The organism is Plantibacter sp. VKM Ac-2885 (genome assembly GCF_015351205.1).
GTDB lineage: Bacteria > Actinomycetota > Actinomycetes > Actinomycetales > Microbacteriaceae > Plantibacter > Plantibacter auratus.
Map to the genome: position 1 here is coordinate 2575379 of NZ_JADKSK010000001.1, position 17230 is coordinate 2592608.

Below are 17230 nucleotides of genomic sequence, written 5' to 3' on the forward strand. Positions count from 1 at the left end.
AGAGCCTGCCGACGTGCGAACGGCCACCGACCTCGTCGACGCCGAACCCGTCCACGACACCGAGCGGGAGCTGATCCGGCTGCGACGCCGCGAGCACGAGCTCTCAGCCCTGTTCTCGAGCGCCCGCGAACTGGCCGAGCTCCGCGACAGCGACGCCGTGCTCGCCAGACTCGTCCAGCGCGCCCACCAGATGATGGGCGTCGATCTGGCTTACCTGTCCGAGTTCGACCCGGTCACCCACGAGTTGCGGGTCCGCGAGACGAGTGGCTCCGTCAGTCCGTCGTTCCAGACGCTCCGCGTCCCTCCCGGGCGCGGGCTCGCGAGCGTCGTCGTCGAATCGCGCACGGCCCAGTGGGTCGCGGACTACTCCGACTACTCGACCGATCGACACGAGCGCGGCATCGATGACGCGGTCGCAGCGGAGGGGCTCGTCTCCCTGCTCGGCGTGCCGATGCTCACGAGCGATGACGTCCTCGGCGTCCTCTTCGTCGGCAACCGCGACCGGAAGGACTTCTCCCCCGACGAGGTCGCGCTCCTGGCGGCGCTCGCGGACCACGCCTCGGTGATCCTCCAGACCACGCAGACCCTCCGCGACCTGCAGGACTCCGAGGACGCCAGCCGACGGAACCTCGCGGACCTCACCGCCCACCTCGTCGAACGCGACCGGGCGAACACCGTCCACCAGGAACTCGTCCAGGCGGTTCTCGCCGGGGGCGGATTCGCACCCGTCGCGGACACGCTCGCAACGGCACTCGGCCGTGCGGTCGCCGTGACCGACGCGCAGGACCGGGTGATCGCGGCAGCCGGGCTCCCGCTCTCCCCCGGCATGCTCGACCTCGACGACGTCACGCGCGCGGCCATCACCGACAGTCGTCGCTCGGGCCACTGCGTCCTGGTCGCGAGCGGCGGTGTCGGAGCGGTCGCCGCCCTGTCCGCCGGCAGCCAGCACTTCGGTGCCCTCATCCTCGGTGACGGCGACTTCGAGCTCGGCGCCGTGGACCTCCGCACCGTCGAACGCGCGGCGCAGGTCGCGGCGCTCCTCGAGCTGCAGCAGGAGGCGGCCTCGGGCGCCGACCACCGCGTCCGCAGCGAGCTCATCGCCGACCTCCTCGACGACGTGCCCGAACGCCGATCCGACGTCGAACGACGCGCCAGGCGCCTCGGCATCGACCTGCACGAACTCGACTCCCTGCTCCTCCTCGCCGTCCCGGGAGACCAACAGACCACCGCCGCCCGAGCGCTCAGCCGCCGACTCGACGACCATGCGCTCGTCGGCGAGTACCGCGGGTACGTCGTCGCCGCACACTCCTCCGGCCGTCGGCCGCTCGACGCCGACGCCGTCCGCCGACACGTCGCCGGCAGCATCCAGCAGCCCGTCGTCGCCGTCGTGCCCCGCACCGCTCCCGACGCCCTCACCTCCGCGTTCACCAGCGCGATGCGCACCGCCAGACTCATCGCCGCACTGGAACTCTCGGACCTCACCGCATCGACCGACGACTTCCTGCCCTACTCGGCGATCTTCGACACCGATGCGCGGGCGCTCGCCGACTTCCTGCGCGACACCATCGGACTCGTCCGGCGCTACGACGCCGAGCGGAACGCCGACCTGCTCGGGACGCTGCGCGCGTTCGTGCGGAACAACGCGAGCCCCACCCGCACGGCGCGCGCCCTGAACTTCCACACGAACACGATCCTGCAGCGCCTCGACCGGCTCGACCAGGTCCTCGGAGCCTCCTGGCGCGAGGACGAGCGCATGTTCCGGCTCGGCATCGCCGTCCGCCTCGACGAGCTCCGCGAGCAGTTGCAGGCCGGACGGTAACCGGCAGCCCTCGGACCGGCCCGCTCCGGATCAGCTCGCGGAGGTCGGCATCGGTGAGACGCGGTCGGCGCTGCGGGCATGGGACGGGGCGAAGCTCGCGATGTCGTCGCTCGTCTCCCCGTCGAGCGCGAGCTCCGCGAGGATGCGTCCGAAGGCCGGCGTGAACTTGAAGCCGTGACCGGCGGCGAGTGCGACGATGACGTCCGGGTGCTCCTCGAGCGGGCCGAGGACGAAGTTCCGGTCAGGGGTGAGCGCGTACTGGCAGGTCACCGTACGGAGCTCGGCGCCCGACGCCGGCACGAGGTCCGCCACGAAGTCGGCCAGCTGCCCGGTGAGCTCCGGCGACGGGACGAAGGTGCGCTCCGCCGGCGACATGCGGTTCTCCGAGACGTCGCGTGCGGCCTTCACCGTCGGTTCCCCGAAGGTCGGGAAGCCGTAGTAGCACTCCTCGTCCTCCCAGATCCACACCGGGAACCGCTCGCGATCGAGCTGCTCGGCGTCGGCCGGGCGGAAGTAGGTGACCTGCTCCTGCATGACGTCGAGTGGGATCGCCGCGCCGAGGGGTTCGAGCAGCTCGTTGGCCCACGCGTCGGCGGCGAGGACGACCTTGCCGGCGCGCACCGGGCCGCTGGAGGTCTGCACCACGACGCCGGCGCCATCGGGGGTCAGCGCGTCGACGCGGGTGCGGTCGCGGATGTCCGCACCGAGCGCGCGGGCTCGGAGCTGCAGCGTCGCGACGGTGCGCGCGGCGTGCGCGATGCCGGTGTCGGCGGTGTAGACCGTCTCCACGTTCTCGGGGATCCGGAACTGCGGCCACCGTGCCTGCACCTCGGCCGGCGTCAGCAGCTCGTGCGGGACCCCGCACTCCTCCAGCGCCGCGGTGAAGTCGGTGGCCGAGTAGGGCCCGTCGACGGGCAGGAAGATGACCCCGCCGGTGATGGTGAGCAACCGCTCGCCCGACTCCTGCTCGAGGTCGGCCCAGTCACGGTACGCCGACTGCGCGAGTCGCACGTACTGCGGAGCGCCGTACGACGTCCGGATGATCCGCGAGGTGTCGTGCGAGGCGCCGCGGACGTGCCCGAGTTCGAACTGCTCGAAGGCGACGACCTTCGCGCCCCGACGGGCGAGGTGGTAGGCGGCGGCACTGCCGAGAGCTCCCATGCCGACAACCGCGACGTCGAACGATTCCATCCGGTGGTGCTCCCTCATGCTTGCCCGATCGATTCAGGCAAGTGTGCTGGAGCGCCGGAGACCGGCTTATGGACCGATGGTCCAGGTTTTCGCGTCAGGAGTGTGCCTTGGCGACGACCGCTCGCCGGGGTCAGCGCCCGCGGCGCCCCGAGAAGAGTGCGTGGAGGAGCGGCAGGACGGAGACCACCATGAAGACGGTGCCGAGCACGGCGTCGTCGGCCCGGAGGACGGCGCCCGCGACGAGCAATGCAGCGAACAGCACGGCCGAGACGACCCGGCCCGTCGTGCGGTCGAGCCGCGCGATCCGCTGTTCCAGTCTCGGGTTGGTGGTCGCGACCGTGCCGGCTTCGACGCGCGTGATGACCGCGTCGAGACGCTTCGGCAGGCGGACGGCGACCGTGGCGATGTCGAGTGCCTCGCGACCGAGGTCCTGGACGACGTTGCCACGCTCGTCGCGCAGCAGCTGCGCGGCGTAGGGCTCGACGGAGTCCCAGAGGTTGAACTCGGGGTCGAGGGCGCTGCAGACACCGGAGGTGAGCGAGATCGCGCGGATGATGAGCAGGAAGTTCTCGGGCAGCTGGAACGGCAGCGTGCGGATGACCTCGCTGAACTGGTTGCCGAAGTCGCGGAACTCCTTCGGATCGACGTCGCGCAGTTCCGCGAACCCCATGCCGCCGAAGCGTCCGAACAGCGCGGTCATGGCCCGCTCGAGCTCGGTCGTGTCGGCCGAGGGCAGGAGGACGCCGAGGTCTCGGATCGCGTCGACGAGGCCCTTGCCGTCGCGGGAGGCTGCGGCGATGAGGAGCTTCCGGAGGCCACGCCTCGTGGTCGGCGGGACCTCGCCCATCATCCCGAAGTCGATGAAGGTCAACTTCCAGGGTCGCTCGCCCGGGGCAGCCTCGACGGGCGTCACGAAGATGTTGCCGGGGTGCGGGTCGGCGTGGAAGAACCCGTTGGTGAAGAGCTGGTCGAACATGACGGCTGCGAACACGGGCGCCACATCGACCGGGTCGATGCCGGCGGCGCGCAGGGCGTCGGCGTCGGTGATCTTGATGGCGGTGACGTCTTCGAGCGTCAGGACACGCTGGGTCGTGCGCTCCCACACCACCGCGGGTACGGAGACGCGGTCGTCGCCGGCGAAGTCGGCGGCGAACCGCTCGGAGCTCGCGGCCTCATGGAGGTAGTCGATCTCCTCGAGGCTCGTCGCGGCGAACTCCTCGACGAGTGCGGGCATGTCGACGCGGTCGGAGACGAGCCGGACGCGGCGCAACCAGCCGCCCACCTTGCGCAGGGCGGCGAGGTCGACGGTGACGATCTGGTCGATACCCGGCCGCTGGACCTTGAGCACGACGGCGTCGAGCCCGGTGTCGGCGGCGAGCGCCGGGGCGAGCAGGGCGCGGTGTGCCTGGCCGAGCGAGGCCGCTGCGACGGGGCGTTCGTCGATGCCGGCGAAGACCTGCGCGAGCGGCACACGGAGTTCCGACTCGGCGAGCGCGCGGATGCGAGGGAAGGCGACGGGCGGGACTTCGTCCTGGAGGCCTTCGAGCTCCTTCGTGATCTCCGGTGGGAGCACGTCGAGGCGCGACGACATGAACTGGCCGACCTTGATCATGAGGCCGCCGAGGTCGACGGCGAGCACGTGGAAGCGTCGTGCGAACTTCTGCATGCGGCGCGTGCGGGTCCGCTCCGTCAGTTTGATGAGTCCGAACCGCGGCAGGACGATCTCGAACCACCAGGCGGCGGCCAGGTGCCAGCTCGCGAAGCGGAGGATGCGACGGTACCGGGCGCGCCCGTGAGCGGGCGGACCGGCAGGAACGCCGGCCCGCCCGCTCATGGGGAGCTCGCCGAAACGGGACGCCGAGTCGCTGGGCGTCCCGCCGGTCGACGACACTCGGTCAGTCCTGGGCGAGGATCGCGTAGAGGCGCTTGCGAGCGTCGTCGAGGATGGTGACGGCCTGCTGGACCTGCTCGGGCGTGCCGGTGCGGCCGACCTGGGCTGCGGCCTGAGCCAGCTCGACGCCGGCCTTCGGCAGAGCGGTGAAGCCGGGGTGCTCGGACGACTCGGCGTTCTGCCACGGAGCGGATGCCCCGGACTCGGCGACCTCGTCGCGACCAGCCTCGGTCAGTGCGTAGGTCTTGCGTCCGCCCGACTCCTCGGCCGTGATGATGCCCTCGTCGGACAGGAGCTGCAGCGTCGGGTAGACCGAGCCTGCGCTGGGCTTCCAGGAGCCGCCGCTGCGCTCTTCGATCTCGCGGATGATCTGGTAGCCGTGCATCGGCTGCTCGGCCAGGAGGGCCAGCACGGCTGAGCGGACGTCGCCGCGGCCGACGCGCGAGCCGGCGCTCTTCTCGAACTTCGAACGCAGCTGCTCCATCATCTGCCACATGCCGTCGGTCCCGAAGCCGGCTCCGTTGCCGAAGCCTCCGCCGTTACCGAACCCTGCGCCACCGAATCCTGCGCCACCGCTTGGGAATCCACCCATGATTGCTCTCCTTCGTCGTACGTGAACGATGCTCAACGATATATCGGTGAAGCTGTGAACGATATGTGTAATCGGAAGATCGTGATGGCGTAACGTCGCCCTCATGAGCCCCTGGACCGCAGCAGACATCCCCGATCAGCACGGCCGCGTCGCGATCGTGACCGGCGCGAACAGCGGGATCGGCGCGGTCACGGCCCGCGAGCTCGCCGCCCACGGTGCCGCCGTGATCCTCGCCTGCCGCGACACGGAGAAGGGCGCGCGGGCTGCGGCGGCGATGACCGGCGACGTCGAGGTGCGGCAGCTGGATCTCGCCGACCTGGCGTCCGTCCGTCGATTCGCCGACGGCGTCGAGCGGGTCGACGTGCTGGTGAACAACGCCGGCGTCATGGCGGTTCCCGAACGACGGACGGCCGACGGCTTCGAGATGCAGATCGGCACGAACTTCCTCGGGCCCTTCGCCCTCACCGGCCTCCTGATCGACCGCATCACCACGCGGGTCGTGACGCTGTCGAGTGCTGCGCACCGCGCCGGCAAGGTCGACCTGGTCGATCTCAACTGGCGCAACCGCACGTATCGGCGTTGGTCGGCCTACGGCCAGTCGAAGCTCGCCGACCTCATGTTCTCGGCCGAACTGCAGCGACGCCTCACGGCGGAGGGTTCCTCGGTGCTGTCCGTGGCCGCACACCCCGGCTTCGCGTCGACCGAACTCCAGTCCCACACCGAGTCCGCGCAGGGTCCGCTCCTCGCCTGGGGAACCCGGCTTCTCGGCCAGAGCGCGGAGATGGGTGCGCTTCCGACGCTCTACGCGGCGACGTCGCCCGATGTCGAGCCCGGCGGCTACTACGGTCCGAGCGGCTTCGGCGAGATGCGCGGCGGCCCGAAGCCCGTCGGCCGGACCTCGGCGGCCCGCGACGAGCACGTCGCCTCCGAACTCTGGACGACGGCCGAGGCGCTCACCGGAGTCACCTACCGGTGAGCGCGCTCGACCGTCCCGGCGTCACGCGGGAAGGCTCTCCTCGATCGCGGCGATGACCTCGGGGGCGTCCGGCTCGGTCGTCGGACGGAAGCGGTGCACGGTGCCGTCGGGCGCGATGAGGAACTTCTCGAAGTTCCACTTGACGTTGCCGGCCTTGCCGTTGGCGTCGGCGGTCTTCACGAGCTCCTGGTAGAGCGGGTGCCGGTTACGTCCGTTGACCTTCACTTTGTCCATCATCGGGAAGGTGACGCCCCAGGTGGCCGAGCAGTACTCGGCGATCTTCTCGTTGTCGCCGAGCTCCTGCAGGAACTGGTTGCTCGGGAACCCGATCACCGTGAAGCCGCGGTCGGCGTACTCCTTCTGGAGTGCCTCGAGCTTCTCGTACTGCGGCGCGAGGCCGCAGCGGCTCGCGACGTTGACCACGAGTTTGGCCTTCCCGTCCCACTCCGCGAGGGTCGTGTCCCGGCCGTCAAGGGTGGTGACGGGGATGGTGTCCAGATCGGTCATGGTGTGATGCCTCTCATCTGTCGAACGACGTCCTGCCCGTGCACTGGTGTGCGCAAGCGGATCCACTCCGAACGCTACTCGCCCAAGACACGGCCGACGCCCTTTCGTCAGTGCGTTCTCAGCCGACAGCCGTTGACACCGCCTGCCCGCCGGTGGATCGTGAGTGCAGCAGATCGGAGCAGGACATGGGACGCATCCACATCGACCTCTTCATGACCCTCGACGGCGTCGCGCAGGCGCCCGGCGGGCCGGAGGAGGACCCCAGTGACGGGTTCGCGTTCGGCGGCTGGCAGGCACCGCTCATCGACGAGGTCGACGGTGAGCAGATCGACGCCGGCATGGTGGGCATGGACGCCCTCCTGCTCGGGCGCCGGACCTACGACATCTTCGCCGGATACTGGCCGCACCAGGAGGGCGGCCAGGACGACGGCATCGCCAGGCTCTTCAACCGACTGCCGAAGTACGTCGCGTCACGCGAGCCGAGGGAGCTGGGGTGGGGGAACTCGACGCAACTCGGATCGGACCTCCCGGAGGCCGTTCGAGCACTGTGCGAGCGTCACTCGCAGATCCACGTCATCGGCAGCCTCGACCTCGTGCAGACCCTGCTCGCCGACGCACTCTTCGATCAGCTGAACCTCTGGGTGTACCCGATCACGCTCGGCACCGGGAAGCGCGTCTTCGCCACCGGCACCGTGCCGTCCTCGCTGCGCCTGCTCGGCCCAGCGACCACGTCCCCCGCAGGGACGGTCCACCTCAGGTACGAACGCATCGACGGCACACCGACCACCGGCGACATGGGCGACCCGCGATGAGCGCGTCGGACGAGGCGTCGACGCAGTCGCCCGAAGCCGACACCCGCTTCGACACGGTCGTCGTCGGTGCCGGCGTCGCCGGGCTCGTCGCCGCACGACTCCTCGCGGCCGCCGGACGAACGGTGGTCGTCGTCGAGGCCCGTGACCGGGTCGGCGGGCGGGTGTCGACCGAGCGTCGCGACGGTCGGTCGACCGATCTCGGCGCATCGTGGGTGCACGGGGTGAATGACAGTGCGGTCGCCGCGGCAGCCGACGCGTTCGGGATGCGGACGGTCGAGTTCACCGTCGGCGGCTACCAGCCGGACAGCCGGCCGATCGCGTACTACGGACCCGACGGCGAGCGCCTGTCGGATGCCGACGCTCGCGGCTTCGCCGAGGACGTCCACGCCCTCGACGCGACGCTCCTCGGTGTCGTCGCCGAGTCAGCCCCGGACGCGTCGTACCGTGACGTGACCGAGGCGGCGCTCGCGTTGCAGGACTGGGACACCGAGCGGGTGCAACGGGTCCGCGAGTACCTGGAGCATCGTTCGGAGGAGCAGTACGGCGCATGGATCGAGGACCTCGCGGCCCACGGGCTCGACGACGACGCGATCGACGGTGACGAGGTCGTGTTCCCCGACGGGTACGACGTGCTCCCCCGGCGGTTGACCGAGGGGCTCGATGTGCGCCTGGAGCACGTGGTGACGAATGTGCGGTGGTCTGCAGATGGCGTCGAGGTAACCGCGCAGGGACCGGCGGGCGAGGTGGTGCTGCACGCGGGCTCGGTGGTGGTGACGGTGCCGGTCGGGGTGTTGCAGTCGGAGGAGTTCACGATCGATCCCCCGCTGCCGGAGCCGGTCGCCGGCGCACTCTCCCGGTTGCGGATGAACGCGTTCGAGAAGGTGTTCCTGCGGTTCGAGCGGCGGTTCTGGGACGACGACGTCTACGCGGTCAGACAGCAGGGAGCGGAGAGCCGACGCTGGCATTCCTGGTACGACCTCACGACGGCGCACGGATCGCCGACGCTGCTCACCTTCGCCGCTGGACCGACGGCCGTGGAGATCCGGGACTGGGACGAGTCGCGCATCGTGGAGTCGAACCTGGAGCAGCTGCGGCGCCTGTACGGCGACCGCGTCGAGGAGCCGACGGAGGTACACGTCACGCGCTGGCAGGAGGACCCGTTCTCCCGCGGGTCCTACGCCTACATGACCGTCGGCTCGACGACCGACGACCATGACGCCCTCGCGACCCCGGTCGGCGGCGTCCTGCACCTCGCAGGCGAGGCCACCTGGACCGACGACCCCGCGACGGTGACGGCGGCATTCCACTCCGGCCATCGGGCGGCGGAGCGCGTCCTCGGTCAGTCGATCCCGATCGAGACCCTCTGGCGCGACGAGAGCGCAGTACCGGTCGTCAACCCGGTCCGATAGCGACCACGAGTGCGCTCTCGCGAGCGTCGAAGGAGAGGAAACGTATGCGATTCATGATGTTCGTCCTCACGGACCTCGTGCCCGACGAGCCCACAGACGACTCCGACGTCGACCACTGGGTCCAGGAGCTGGACACGACCGGGCGGCGACTCCTCGGTGACGTGCTCGATCCGAGCGAGGCGCGCGGCGTCCGCGTCCGCGCCGGCGAGCGCCTGGTCACCAACGGCCCGATCCCGGGCGCGACCGACACGCTCTGGGGCTTCGACATCCTCGAGTGCGCCGACCTCGACGAGGCGATCGACGTCGCGGCCCGCCACCCGATGGCCCGCAACGGTCGCCTGGAGCTGCGCCCCTTCCCTGCAACGAGCTGAACGGCACGCTGTCGAGACCGAAGGGTCAGTACTCGCGCATCTCGTAGAACGGCAGATCGTTGCAGCCTGCCTCCAGTGCGTCCATCCGCCGCTCCATGGGTGTATCGAGTAGTCGCTCCAGCGGCGAGTTCGAAGCCCCTGCGGCGATCGCATCACACGTGGCGACGGCACGGAAGTGGGCCGGGTAGATGAAGATCGCCAAGACGATCGCAGCAAGGCTGAAAAGCAACAACCCTGGAGCGATGCCCCGTTCCTTCCGCTTGAGTTGGAATCCGACCCCGGCGATGATCGCTGCGATCGGCGCGAAGAGGGCACCTGCAATGACGACACCCCCGAGCAAGCCGACAAGAGCGAGCCACACCTCTGGATTCCGCATTCGAACCTCCATTGGTTCCGATGCAGCTGATGCTCCTACCGCGCCATGGCATCGACAACCCCCAAGGCGGGGGGCAGCTGGCGAGCTGAGCGGTCCTCACGCCGACCAGGATCCTCGGCATCGGTCGAAGCATCGCCACCGACCTCGCCCGGGCTGGCGCCGCGGTCCTCCAGCCCGTGCGCTCGACCACGAGGGGCGAACACGTCGTCGAGCCGGTGGGGCATCTCCAGCAACCTGTCGCACCCCGGCGTCTCCCCCACCAACCTGTTGGCCGCCCAGCCAGGCATGGGCCGACAGCGCGACACCGGAGCCCGTCGTGTGGTCCGCCTGCTCTCACGCCTCGGCGTCGCAAGCACGGTGTCGAGTGCCGCTCAGCCCGCGCTCATGGCCGCGACGGCACCGACCGCGCGAGGCGACGAGTTCTACGGCCCGGTCCGCACGATGGGTGGCCGACCCGCGCTCCTCCCGGCACTGTGGCCGCCGATGCGGAACCTGGACGACGCCCGTCGACTCTGGGACGAATCCGAGCGGCTCATCGGACGGTGACGCGGCGGCTGGGCGCTGGTCGGACGGCCGCCGCTCCGAGCACGCCCGCCGGAACCTGTGGCGGTCACCGCCACCCCGGGCGACCGGCGGCGTGCTTCGACGTGATTCGCATGGTCGCGCCCTACGGGAGCGGAGGCGTCCCATCCGCGCCGCGCGCGATGCGGAGCATCCGCGTCGCTGTCGCGTGGAGGAGTGCTCTGAGGTCTTCAGGCTCGTCGACGATCACCGCATGATCCCCCAGCCCGGCGATCGCCACTGGAAGCCAGTCGAGGCGTTTGGCTCGGATCGAGACCCGATGCCAGGCAGGTGCGTCCTCGATCGACTCCACGACGGCCACGCTCTCCGGGAAATGGGCCCGGATCTGCGGGACGCTCGCCTGGATGCGCAACCGGACGTGCCATCGGTAGTCCGCCCCCGCGAAGCGATCGACGAGTGGAGGGCGCTCCGCTCGAACAACCGGGCCCGAGACGACGCCGGGCAACGTCCGCGCCGATCGGATGCGGTCGACCCGGAAGGTGCGCTCCTCCGCTCGCTCGACGTCGAACGCGTCCAGGTACCAACGACCGGCGTGGACGAGCAGGTCGAACGGATGCACCGTGCGACGCGAGGGCGTGTCCTCCGCGTCGCGGTAGCGCAATTCCACGGGGCGTCTCGCTCGGATCGCGTCCGACACGGTGAGCAGGACTCCCGCGTCGGGCACGTCGTGGCGCGTCGGTCTCCGTGCTGCGGCCTGCAGGACCGCCTCGAGGCGGTCCACGGATGCGGCCGGGAGGGATCGTCGGATCTTCGCGAGGGCGATCTGCGCTGCGAGATCCGGGGAGTCCGAGGAAGACTGGGCTTCACTCAAGCCGAGGAAGACGGCGACCGCCTCCTCGTCGGTGAGCATGATCGGCGACACCCGCCGGCCGACGGCGAGGCGGTACCCACCGTAGCGACCGCGCACCGATTCGATCGGCACATCCATGTCCACGAGACGCTGCACGGAGCGGCGCACAGTCCGTTCGTCCACGCCCAACCGCTCGGCGAGCTCTGGCACGCTGCGGATCTCGGCGGACTGCAGCAGCTCGAGCAATTGCAGCGCTCGAGCAGTCGGCGATCCGGCATATCCCATCACATGAGAATACCGGGCGAAAACGGCCCGGTATCGGCTCTATCGTCGTCACCGCCCCGCACCTGTGGGGGAAGATCACCAGCCAAGGAGACACGCATGCAACTCGCAGCCACCCGGATCATCACCGACGACGTCGACACCCTGGTCGCGTTCTACGAACGGGTCACCGGCGTGACCGCGGCACGCTTGCACCCACTGTTCGCCGAGGTGCGCACCGACACCGGCACGCTCGCCATCGCCAGTTCGGCGACCATTCCGCTGCTGGGCGAGAACGCCGCCGCGCCGCGTGCCAACCGATCCGTCATCCTCGATCTGCTCGTCGATGACGTCGATGACGTCTACACGACGCTCCAGGGCGTCGTGGAGACGTTCGTGAACGAGCCGACTGACATGCCGTGGGGCAACCGGTCGCTGCTGTTCCGCGACCCCGACGGCAACCTCGTGAACGTCTTCACCCCGATCACCACTGACGCCGGTGAACGCGTCGGATCGTGAACCTGCACCTGCCGGCTACGCCGGGATGACGCTCGACATGAGTCGCGGTGCTGGCGGGAGCGCTTCGTGCCGGTCTGACGCACGCAGTCCGTCGATCACGAGCGCGGCGTAGCGTCGTGCAGCTCGGACGCGCTCCGTCTCCGTCGTCCGTGAGAGTCCGCGAGCCGCGAGCAGGACCACGAGGAAGTCGTCGAGGACGAAGTCCGCGCGCAGCGCACCGACGTCGATGGCACGACGAGCGACGGCGGTGATCGCACGCACGGCCTGTTCACGCTGGGTCCGGAAGTCGACGGCATCGGGGTAGGCGGCGAGGAACGCGTCCGTGAACCCTTGGTTCCGAGCGTTGAGGACCAAGACCTCCTCGATGATGCCGCGGAAGCCGCGCCAGGGGTCGACGTCTGCGAGGGCGTCGACCACGATCGAGCGGCAGGCGTCGAGCTCGTTCACGAAGGCGGCTCTGACCAGATCGGCTTTGGTCGGGAACCGTCGGTAGAGGGTGGCCGGCCCGACACCGGCTCGGCGGGCGATCTCTCGCATCGTCACGTGGAGACCGTCGGTCCCGAACAGTTCGCGGGCTGCCGCGAGGACGCGGTCACGGTTCTCCTGGGCGTCGGAACGCAGGTTCTAAGGCAGTGTTGCGGACATATGTCTCACATTACTCAAGTGGACGGGTGCGTCCGTTACGTTTCGGGAGGCGGGTCAGATCCCCCGCCGCGAAACGGAGTGCAGCCATGCGCGCAGTGATCATCCGGACCTTCGGCGACCCGAGTGGGATGGAGGTGACGGACCTGCCCGTCCCCATGCCCGGGGCCGGTGAGGTCCTCGTTCGAACGGAGGCCGCAGGCGTCGGCGGGGTCGACGTCGTGATCCGCCGGGGCGGTATCGCTGAAGCCGCCAGGGACTCGGGGATGATCCCGGGAAGTGAAGCAGCCGGCGTCATCACCGCAACCGGGCCCGACGTCGACCCCGCGTGGTTCGGTCGACGGGTCTGGGCGTTCACGGGGACCTCGGGCGCGTACGCCGAGTACGTGATCGCGCGCGCCGACGAGATCGTCGAGCTGCCGTCCGACCTGACGCCCGTCCAGGCGGTGACGCTGGGCAGCGCGTTCCCGGTCGCGCACTTCGCGCTCGAACGCGCTCGCCTGGCCGAGGGCGAATCCGTCCTCGTGCGCGGTGCCGCCGGGAGTATCGGCCTGGCCGGCGTCGAGTTGGCCACTCGTGCCGGCGCCGGCGTCATCGCCGTCACCACCTCGTCCTCCGAACGCGGGGAACGTCTGCGGGCGTTCGGTGCAACCCACGTGCTCGACCGCTCCGGCACAGGCGATGCGGACGCCCCGGCGGAGTTCGACGTCATCCTCGACATCGTCGGCGGTCCCGACCTCCCCCGGTTCATCGAGCGGCTCTCGCCGAACGGCCGCCTGATCGCCGTGGGCGTGGTGGGAGGGTTCCCGCCCGCCGACTTCGGCACGGCTCTCCTGGCCGGCTTCCGCCGATCGATCACCTTCGGAACCCTGAGCCTCGACACCGTGCCGCGCGAGGAACTCGCCCGGATACGAGCCGAGGTGTTCGACGACGCCGTCCGAGGCACGCTCTCACCGGTGGTCCACGACACCCTGCCGCTGAGCGACGCAGCCGAGGCGCACCGTCTCATGGACGCCGGGGACGTGTTCGGGCGCATCGTGCTCGTCCCCTGAGTCGGCTGACGAGGCAGGCACAGATCCGCCACCGCTACAGCCAGATCGTCGCCAGCCAGATCTCGACGGCGGCGAGCACGAGCAGGGCGACGTTCAGCCCGAGGACCCGGAACTCGCCGCGACGCACGTGCACGGTGATGCCACCTACCTGCACGAGGACGAGGCCGACCGCGGCCGCGACGGCCAGCCAGGTGAGGACGCCCGCGAGCGGTGGCAGGATCAGGCCGACCACGCCCAGGATTTCGAGGGCGCCGACCACGCGAACGGCCGAGAGCGGCATAGAGTCGACCCACGCCATCATCGGGCGGAGTTGCTCTGCAGAGCGGACGAGCTTTATGCCGCCCGAGTACAGGTACAGGACCGCGAGCAGTCCTGCGACGATCCAATAGGCGATGACCATGTGCAACCTCCGAGTGCGTGTGCGTTGATGGTTACGATGGGTAACCGACGCAAGTGTGGACCGGATCGGACCGGCGTACAAAAGGCACACGCGTGTGACCGAGCCGCGAGGGGTGCCGTGTTCCGCTACCAGAGGCTGTGTTCCGTCCGGGGCGACCAGGGCAAGGCCATCCGCTCGCTCCTCGACCGCATCGGCGACAAGTGGGCGCTCCTCCTCATCGCGACGCTCCATGACGGCCCGTTCCGGTTCACCGAGCTCGAGCAGCGCATCCCGGGCATCTCCCGACGCATGCTCACCCTCACCCTCAGGAACCTGGAGCGCGACGGACTCGTCACCCGCACCACCTTCGCCGAAGTGCCGCCGCGGGTCGAGTACGAGCTGACAGACCTCGCGCAGTCGCTCATCCCCCATGCGGTGGCACTCGCCGAGTGGGCCGGCGAGCACGTCCCTGTGATCGAAGCGAGTCGAACGGCATACGACGAGCGGTTCTGACCACCGGGCCACGCTACGAACAACGAAAAAGTCCCGGAAACCAGATGGTTTCCGGGACTTCATGGTCGGGCTGACAGGATTTGAACCTGCGACCCCTTGACCCCCAGGTAGACGGTTCAGCCCCAGATCCTTGACTTTCCGGGCTTCTTTGCCCCTCATACGGCCCTATTTCACATCGTGGATTGCATGGATTGCATGCATCAGGTCCCGGCCAGGTCCCGGCGCTTGGCGGGTACACCGGCCTCGATTCGACTACACGGAAAGCGCGGCTATCCCCGCTCACGCGACATAGGTATGCTGCGGCGCCAGCAGCGTCGTATTCGCTGCAATGCCACCCACATTTTCTCGGCTACAAGCCGCCTCCGACCTGGCCTATGCGCGTCTCGCCGACTTCTACCTGGTTGGGTAGCGCAGCGCTGCTGCGGGCAGTCCACTGTTCGGTCGTTGGGCGCAGGCCGCCGGGTACGGGATCATGAATGACAAAGCGAAGTTGCGGGAGGTGCGCGATGAGTCACAGAGGCAAGAAGCCTGCGAAAATCCTGATCAGAGAGACCCACGAGCCAGCAGTGCCACAGAACTGGCCCGATGGCCACGTCGCGGTCGAGTTGACCGGAGCCGAGGAAGCGGAGTGCCTCGAGGTCACGATCCACGGAGTGCGGCACTATCTCCACTCCACGACGGCACGCGAACTCAGCAACATGCTCCTGACACGGATCGACGAGTGGAACGAGATCGCGCGGGTGGGAGGCGCTCCAGGTGTCTGAGCTCACGGGCGACGCCAACGACGCGAGCAGCGGGCTGGTCGCTGCCCTCGCCGCAGTGTCGGATGCGAAGCGACGCGAGGATGCGGTCTCCGCACTGATCGCGCATCTCAAGGCGACCGAAACACCAGCGGCGGTCGCGCTACTCCGCGGGTTCTCCCAGAGTGTTCGGCTCTTTGAGGATGATGCACCGCTGCGTCGCCCGTACTGGCAGCAACAGTACGAAGAAGGCCGAACTGACCCGCGCACTCTCGACTTTAAGGTCCTCCTCGAAGCGGCGCAATCGCCTGCGGCGAGCGTGCTCGTACGAGCGCACATCGGCGACCTCACCTACAGCTACCGCACGAACCAGACGGAAGTGGGCTCCATCTCCGCGGATGCCTATCTTCAGCTCGCTCGCGACCCGAACCTTGATCGCGTCGAGCAGTACGTCCTCGCAGCGAGGGCGTTCAATGTTGGGCGGCGTCTCGACGATACGAGCACACAGGATGCCACTCGAACAAGACTGCTCGAGATCGTCGACGAATCGCTCGCGGCTACAACAGCAGAGAACTCTGAGGGCGGCACCATTCTGCGGACGCTCGAATATCTCGTCTTTTGCGGAGGGTCCAAGTCGGAGGCAGATGCTCGGGTGCGCGCAGCGCTCCCGCTGTTCGAGGGCGATTGGCATCTGCGGCGCGAGCTCGCTCTGTTCCTGGCAACACTGCAGGAGTCCAAAGATGATGCTGACTACATCGTCGCAGAGCACCTTCGTGGGCTGATCGCACAGGCAGATTCCCGTGATGGGTTTCTGAAAGAGGCGCTGCTGCGGCAAGTCCTCGCCACCGCGCGGGCGCAGGGTCTCAGAGACGTAGCTGGTGAGGCCAGCAGTGCTCTCGCCCAGATCCGCCCCGAGGACTACGACTTCAAGACGAGCGAGTTCTCATGGAAGCTCGACGAGGAGACTCGCGGCCAAGTCGAACGTTTCCTCGGACTCCTGGGGACATCCCCGCCAGAACAGGCGTGGGCGATCTGGGCAAGCAAGGCACCGGAGTTTCTCCCAAGCAGCGAACGCCCGCCATACGAGTTTCAGATCGTGGACCAGATCGCGACAATCACAGAGGTAAACCGGGCCGGCCATGTGAGCTTCCAGGCCAACTCTGACGACGATATCGTCCGTTACCGTCACCACGAGGAAGATCGACGGCTGTATGAGTATCAGTTCCAGCTCGTCATCGGACCGGGACTACTCGTCCTCCTCAATCGTCCGGAATGCGTTGCAGCCCTCCGCGACAGATGCACGCGCTCGCCGCTATTCACCACCATCGGCGCCGAGCGGGTCTCAAATGCCTTCGATGCGTTCCTCGGAGGTGACGTTGATCCCACGGGCGTTGTACTCCCGACGATCGAAGCGGCTATCCGCACGTTCGCGATTGAGGCGCACGTCACGATCTACAACCCCGCTGGCGCTGCCAACGTATTCAAGACCCTCGGCGGCCTTATCCGCGACCTCACTCCTGCGTTAGGAAATGGGGCGCGCTTCGGACGGTTCTGGGACTTCGCGCTGACAGACCAGCTCGGATTCAACATCCGCAACGAGTACCTACACGGATTCCTCGAGCGGCTAACTCACCTCGATGTAGTGGTCATCCTCCAGGTGGCCGCTCAGTTGCTTTTCCTCTTCACGTTCGATCCAATAGACCCCGGCTCTCCCGCCGCTGGTGACATGTCGCAGTCTGGCTAGAACCCTCAGGCCAGCGCGTGCGTTTGGCAACTCCAGAAACGACGACCCTGCCCGCCGCCGTTCG

At 68.6% G+C, this 17230-nt stretch carries 19 protein-coding genes; 11 read left to right on the forward strand and 8 right to left on the reverse strand.

Translation table 11 applies throughout. The annotated features are described in order from the left end of the window. The first annotated feature begins 13 nt into the window (after window positions 1-13). Entirely contained in the window at window positions 14-1819 is a 1806-nt protein-coding gene (locus ITJ66_RS12305) for a GAF domain-containing protein (RefSeq protein WP_370582634.1), read from the forward strand. 30 nt (window positions 1820-1849) lie between these two features. On the opposite strand, the gene solA is transcribed toward ITJ66_RS12305, so the two are convergent. The 3 genes from solA to ITJ66_RS12320 form a co-directional block, all read right to left on the reverse strand. After that, window positions 1850-3010: an N-methyl-L-tryptophan oxidase gene (gene solA, locus ITJ66_RS12310; RefSeq protein WP_194644693.1), complete on the reverse strand. Its 1161-nt coding sequence runs from the start codon at window positions 3008-3010 to the stop codon at window positions 1850-1852. Between the two features lie 130 nt (window positions 3011-3140). After that, complete coding sequence (locus ITJ66_RS12315) at window positions 3141-4844, reverse strand: AarF/ABC1/UbiB kinase family protein (protein ID WP_194644694.1); 1704 nt, start codon at window positions 4842-4844, stop codon at window positions 3141-3143. 61 nt (window positions 4845-4905) lie between these two features. Next, window positions 4906-5397 (reverse strand): PadR family transcriptional regulator, encoded by a 492-nt coding sequence (locus tag ITJ66_RS12320; RefSeq protein WP_085514431.1) that lies wholly within the window; start codon window positions 5395-5397, stop codon window positions 4906-4908. A gap of 199 nt (window positions 5398-5596) precedes the next feature. Between ITJ66_RS12320 and ITJ66_RS12325 the strand changes: the two genes are divergently transcribed. Then, window positions 5597-6469 (forward strand): oxidoreductase, encoded by an 873-nt coding sequence (locus ITJ66_RS12325; RefSeq protein WP_194644695.1) that lies wholly within the window; start codon window positions 5597-5599, stop codon window positions 6467-6469. A 21-nt stretch (window positions 6470-6490) separates the two neighbouring features. Here ITJ66_RS12325 and ITJ66_RS12330 read toward each other — a convergent pair whose 3' ends face one another. Next, window positions 6491-6976, reverse strand: coding sequence for a glutathione peroxidase (locus tag ITJ66_RS12330; RefSeq protein ID WP_056005205.1), 486 nt, complete (start codon window positions 6974-6976; stop codon window positions 6491-6493). Between the two features lie 185 nt (window positions 6977-7161). On the opposite strand from ITJ66_RS12330, the gene ITJ66_RS12335 reads away from it, so the two are divergent. The 3 genes from ITJ66_RS12335 to ITJ66_RS12345 are packed head-to-tail and all read left to right on the forward strand — an operon-like array spanning window position 7162 to window position 9568. Continuing rightward, complete coding sequence (locus tag ITJ66_RS12335) at window positions 7162-7788, forward strand: dihydrofolate reductase family protein (RefSeq protein ID WP_194644696.1); 627 nt, start codon at window positions 7162-7164, stop codon at window positions 7786-7788. Next, window positions 7785-9197, forward strand: a complete 1413-nt coding sequence (locus ITJ66_RS12340; protein WP_194644697.1) for an NAD(P)/FAD-dependent oxidoreductase — start codon at window positions 7785-7787, stop codon at window positions 9195-9197. The genes ITJ66_RS12335 and ITJ66_RS12340 overlap by 4 nt, the downstream gene beginning before the upstream one ends. A gap of 44 nt (window positions 9198-9241) precedes the next feature. After that, the gene (locus tag ITJ66_RS12345; protein WP_194644698.1) at window positions 9242-9568 is read left to right on the forward strand and encodes a YciI family protein; all 327 of its coding nucleotides are present in this window, start codon (window positions 9242-9244) and stop codon (window positions 9566-9568) included. 25 nt (window positions 9569-9593) lie between these two features. Here the strand turns inward: ITJ66_RS12345 and ITJ66_RS12350 are convergent, their stop codons facing one another. Then, a complete protein-coding gene (locus ITJ66_RS12350; RefSeq protein WP_194644699.1) occupies window positions 9594-9944 on the reverse strand; it encodes a hypothetical protein in 351 nt (116 codons plus the stop codon). A 267-nt stretch (window positions 9945-10211) separates the two neighbouring features. On the opposite strand from ITJ66_RS12350, the gene ITJ66_RS12355 reads away from it, so the two are divergent. Next, window positions 10212-10490 (forward strand): hypothetical protein, encoded by a 279-nt coding sequence (locus tag ITJ66_RS12355; protein ID WP_228501593.1) that lies wholly within the window; start codon window positions 10212-10214, stop codon window positions 10488-10490. Between the two features lie 121 nt (window positions 10491-10611). Here the strand turns inward: ITJ66_RS12355 and ITJ66_RS12360 are convergent, their stop codons facing one another. Beyond that, on the reverse strand, window positions 10612-11601 hold the full coding sequence (locus ITJ66_RS12360) for a YafY family protein (protein ID WP_194644701.1): 990 nt from the start codon (window positions 11599-11601) through the stop codon (window positions 10612-10614). Window positions 11602-11697: 96 nt separating this feature from the next. Between ITJ66_RS12360 and ITJ66_RS12365 the strand changes: the two genes are divergently transcribed. Then, window positions 11698-12096 carry a VOC family protein gene (locus ITJ66_RS12365; RefSeq protein WP_194644702.1) on the forward strand — a complete coding sequence of 133 codons (399 nt, stop codon included), beginning with the start codon at window positions 11698-11700 and terminating at the stop codon, window positions 12094-12096. Between the two features lie 15 nt (window positions 12097-12111). On the opposite strand, the gene ITJ66_RS12370 is transcribed toward ITJ66_RS12365, so the two are convergent. After that, a complete protein-coding gene (locus ITJ66_RS12370) occupies window positions 12112-12717 on the reverse strand; it encodes a TetR/AcrR family transcriptional regulator (protein WP_228501913.1) in 606 nt (201 codons plus the stop codon). A 110-nt stretch (window positions 12718-12827) separates the two neighbouring features. On the opposite strand from ITJ66_RS12370, the gene ITJ66_RS12375 reads away from it, so the two are divergent. Further along, window positions 12828-13790 (forward strand): zinc-dependent alcohol dehydrogenase family protein, encoded by a 963-nt coding sequence (locus ITJ66_RS12375; protein ID WP_194644703.1) that lies wholly within the window; start codon window positions 12828-12830, stop codon window positions 13788-13790. Window positions 13791-13824: 34 nt separating this feature from the next. Here the strand turns inward: ITJ66_RS12375 and ITJ66_RS12380 are convergent, their stop codons facing one another. Further along, on the reverse strand, window positions 13825-14190 hold the full coding sequence (locus tag ITJ66_RS12380) for a DoxX family protein (protein WP_194644704.1): 366 nt from the start codon (window positions 14188-14190) through the stop codon (window positions 13825-13827). Window positions 14191-14307: 117 nt separating this feature from the next. On the opposite strand from ITJ66_RS12380, the gene ITJ66_RS12385 reads away from it, so the two are divergent. The 3 genes from ITJ66_RS12385 (at window position 14308) to ITJ66_RS12395 (ending at window position 17166) form a co-directional block, all read left to right on the forward strand. Next, window positions 14308-14682, forward strand: coding sequence for a helix-turn-helix domain-containing protein (locus tag ITJ66_RS12385; RefSeq protein ID WP_194644705.1), 375 nt, complete (start codon window positions 14308-14310; stop codon window positions 14680-14682). Window positions 14683-15248: 566 nt separating this feature from the next. Continuing rightward, window positions 15249-15446: a hypothetical protein gene (locus ITJ66_RS12390; protein ID WP_194644706.1), complete on the forward strand. Its 198-nt coding sequence runs from the start codon at window positions 15249-15251 to the stop codon at window positions 15444-15446. Continuing rightward, window positions 15439-17166, forward strand: a complete 1728-nt coding sequence (locus ITJ66_RS12395) for a hypothetical protein (RefSeq protein WP_194644707.1) — start codon at window positions 15439-15441, stop codon at window positions 17164-17166. Before ITJ66_RS12390 ends, ITJ66_RS12395 begins: the two co-directional genes overlap by 8 nt. Window positions 17167-17230: the final 64 nt, after the last annotated feature.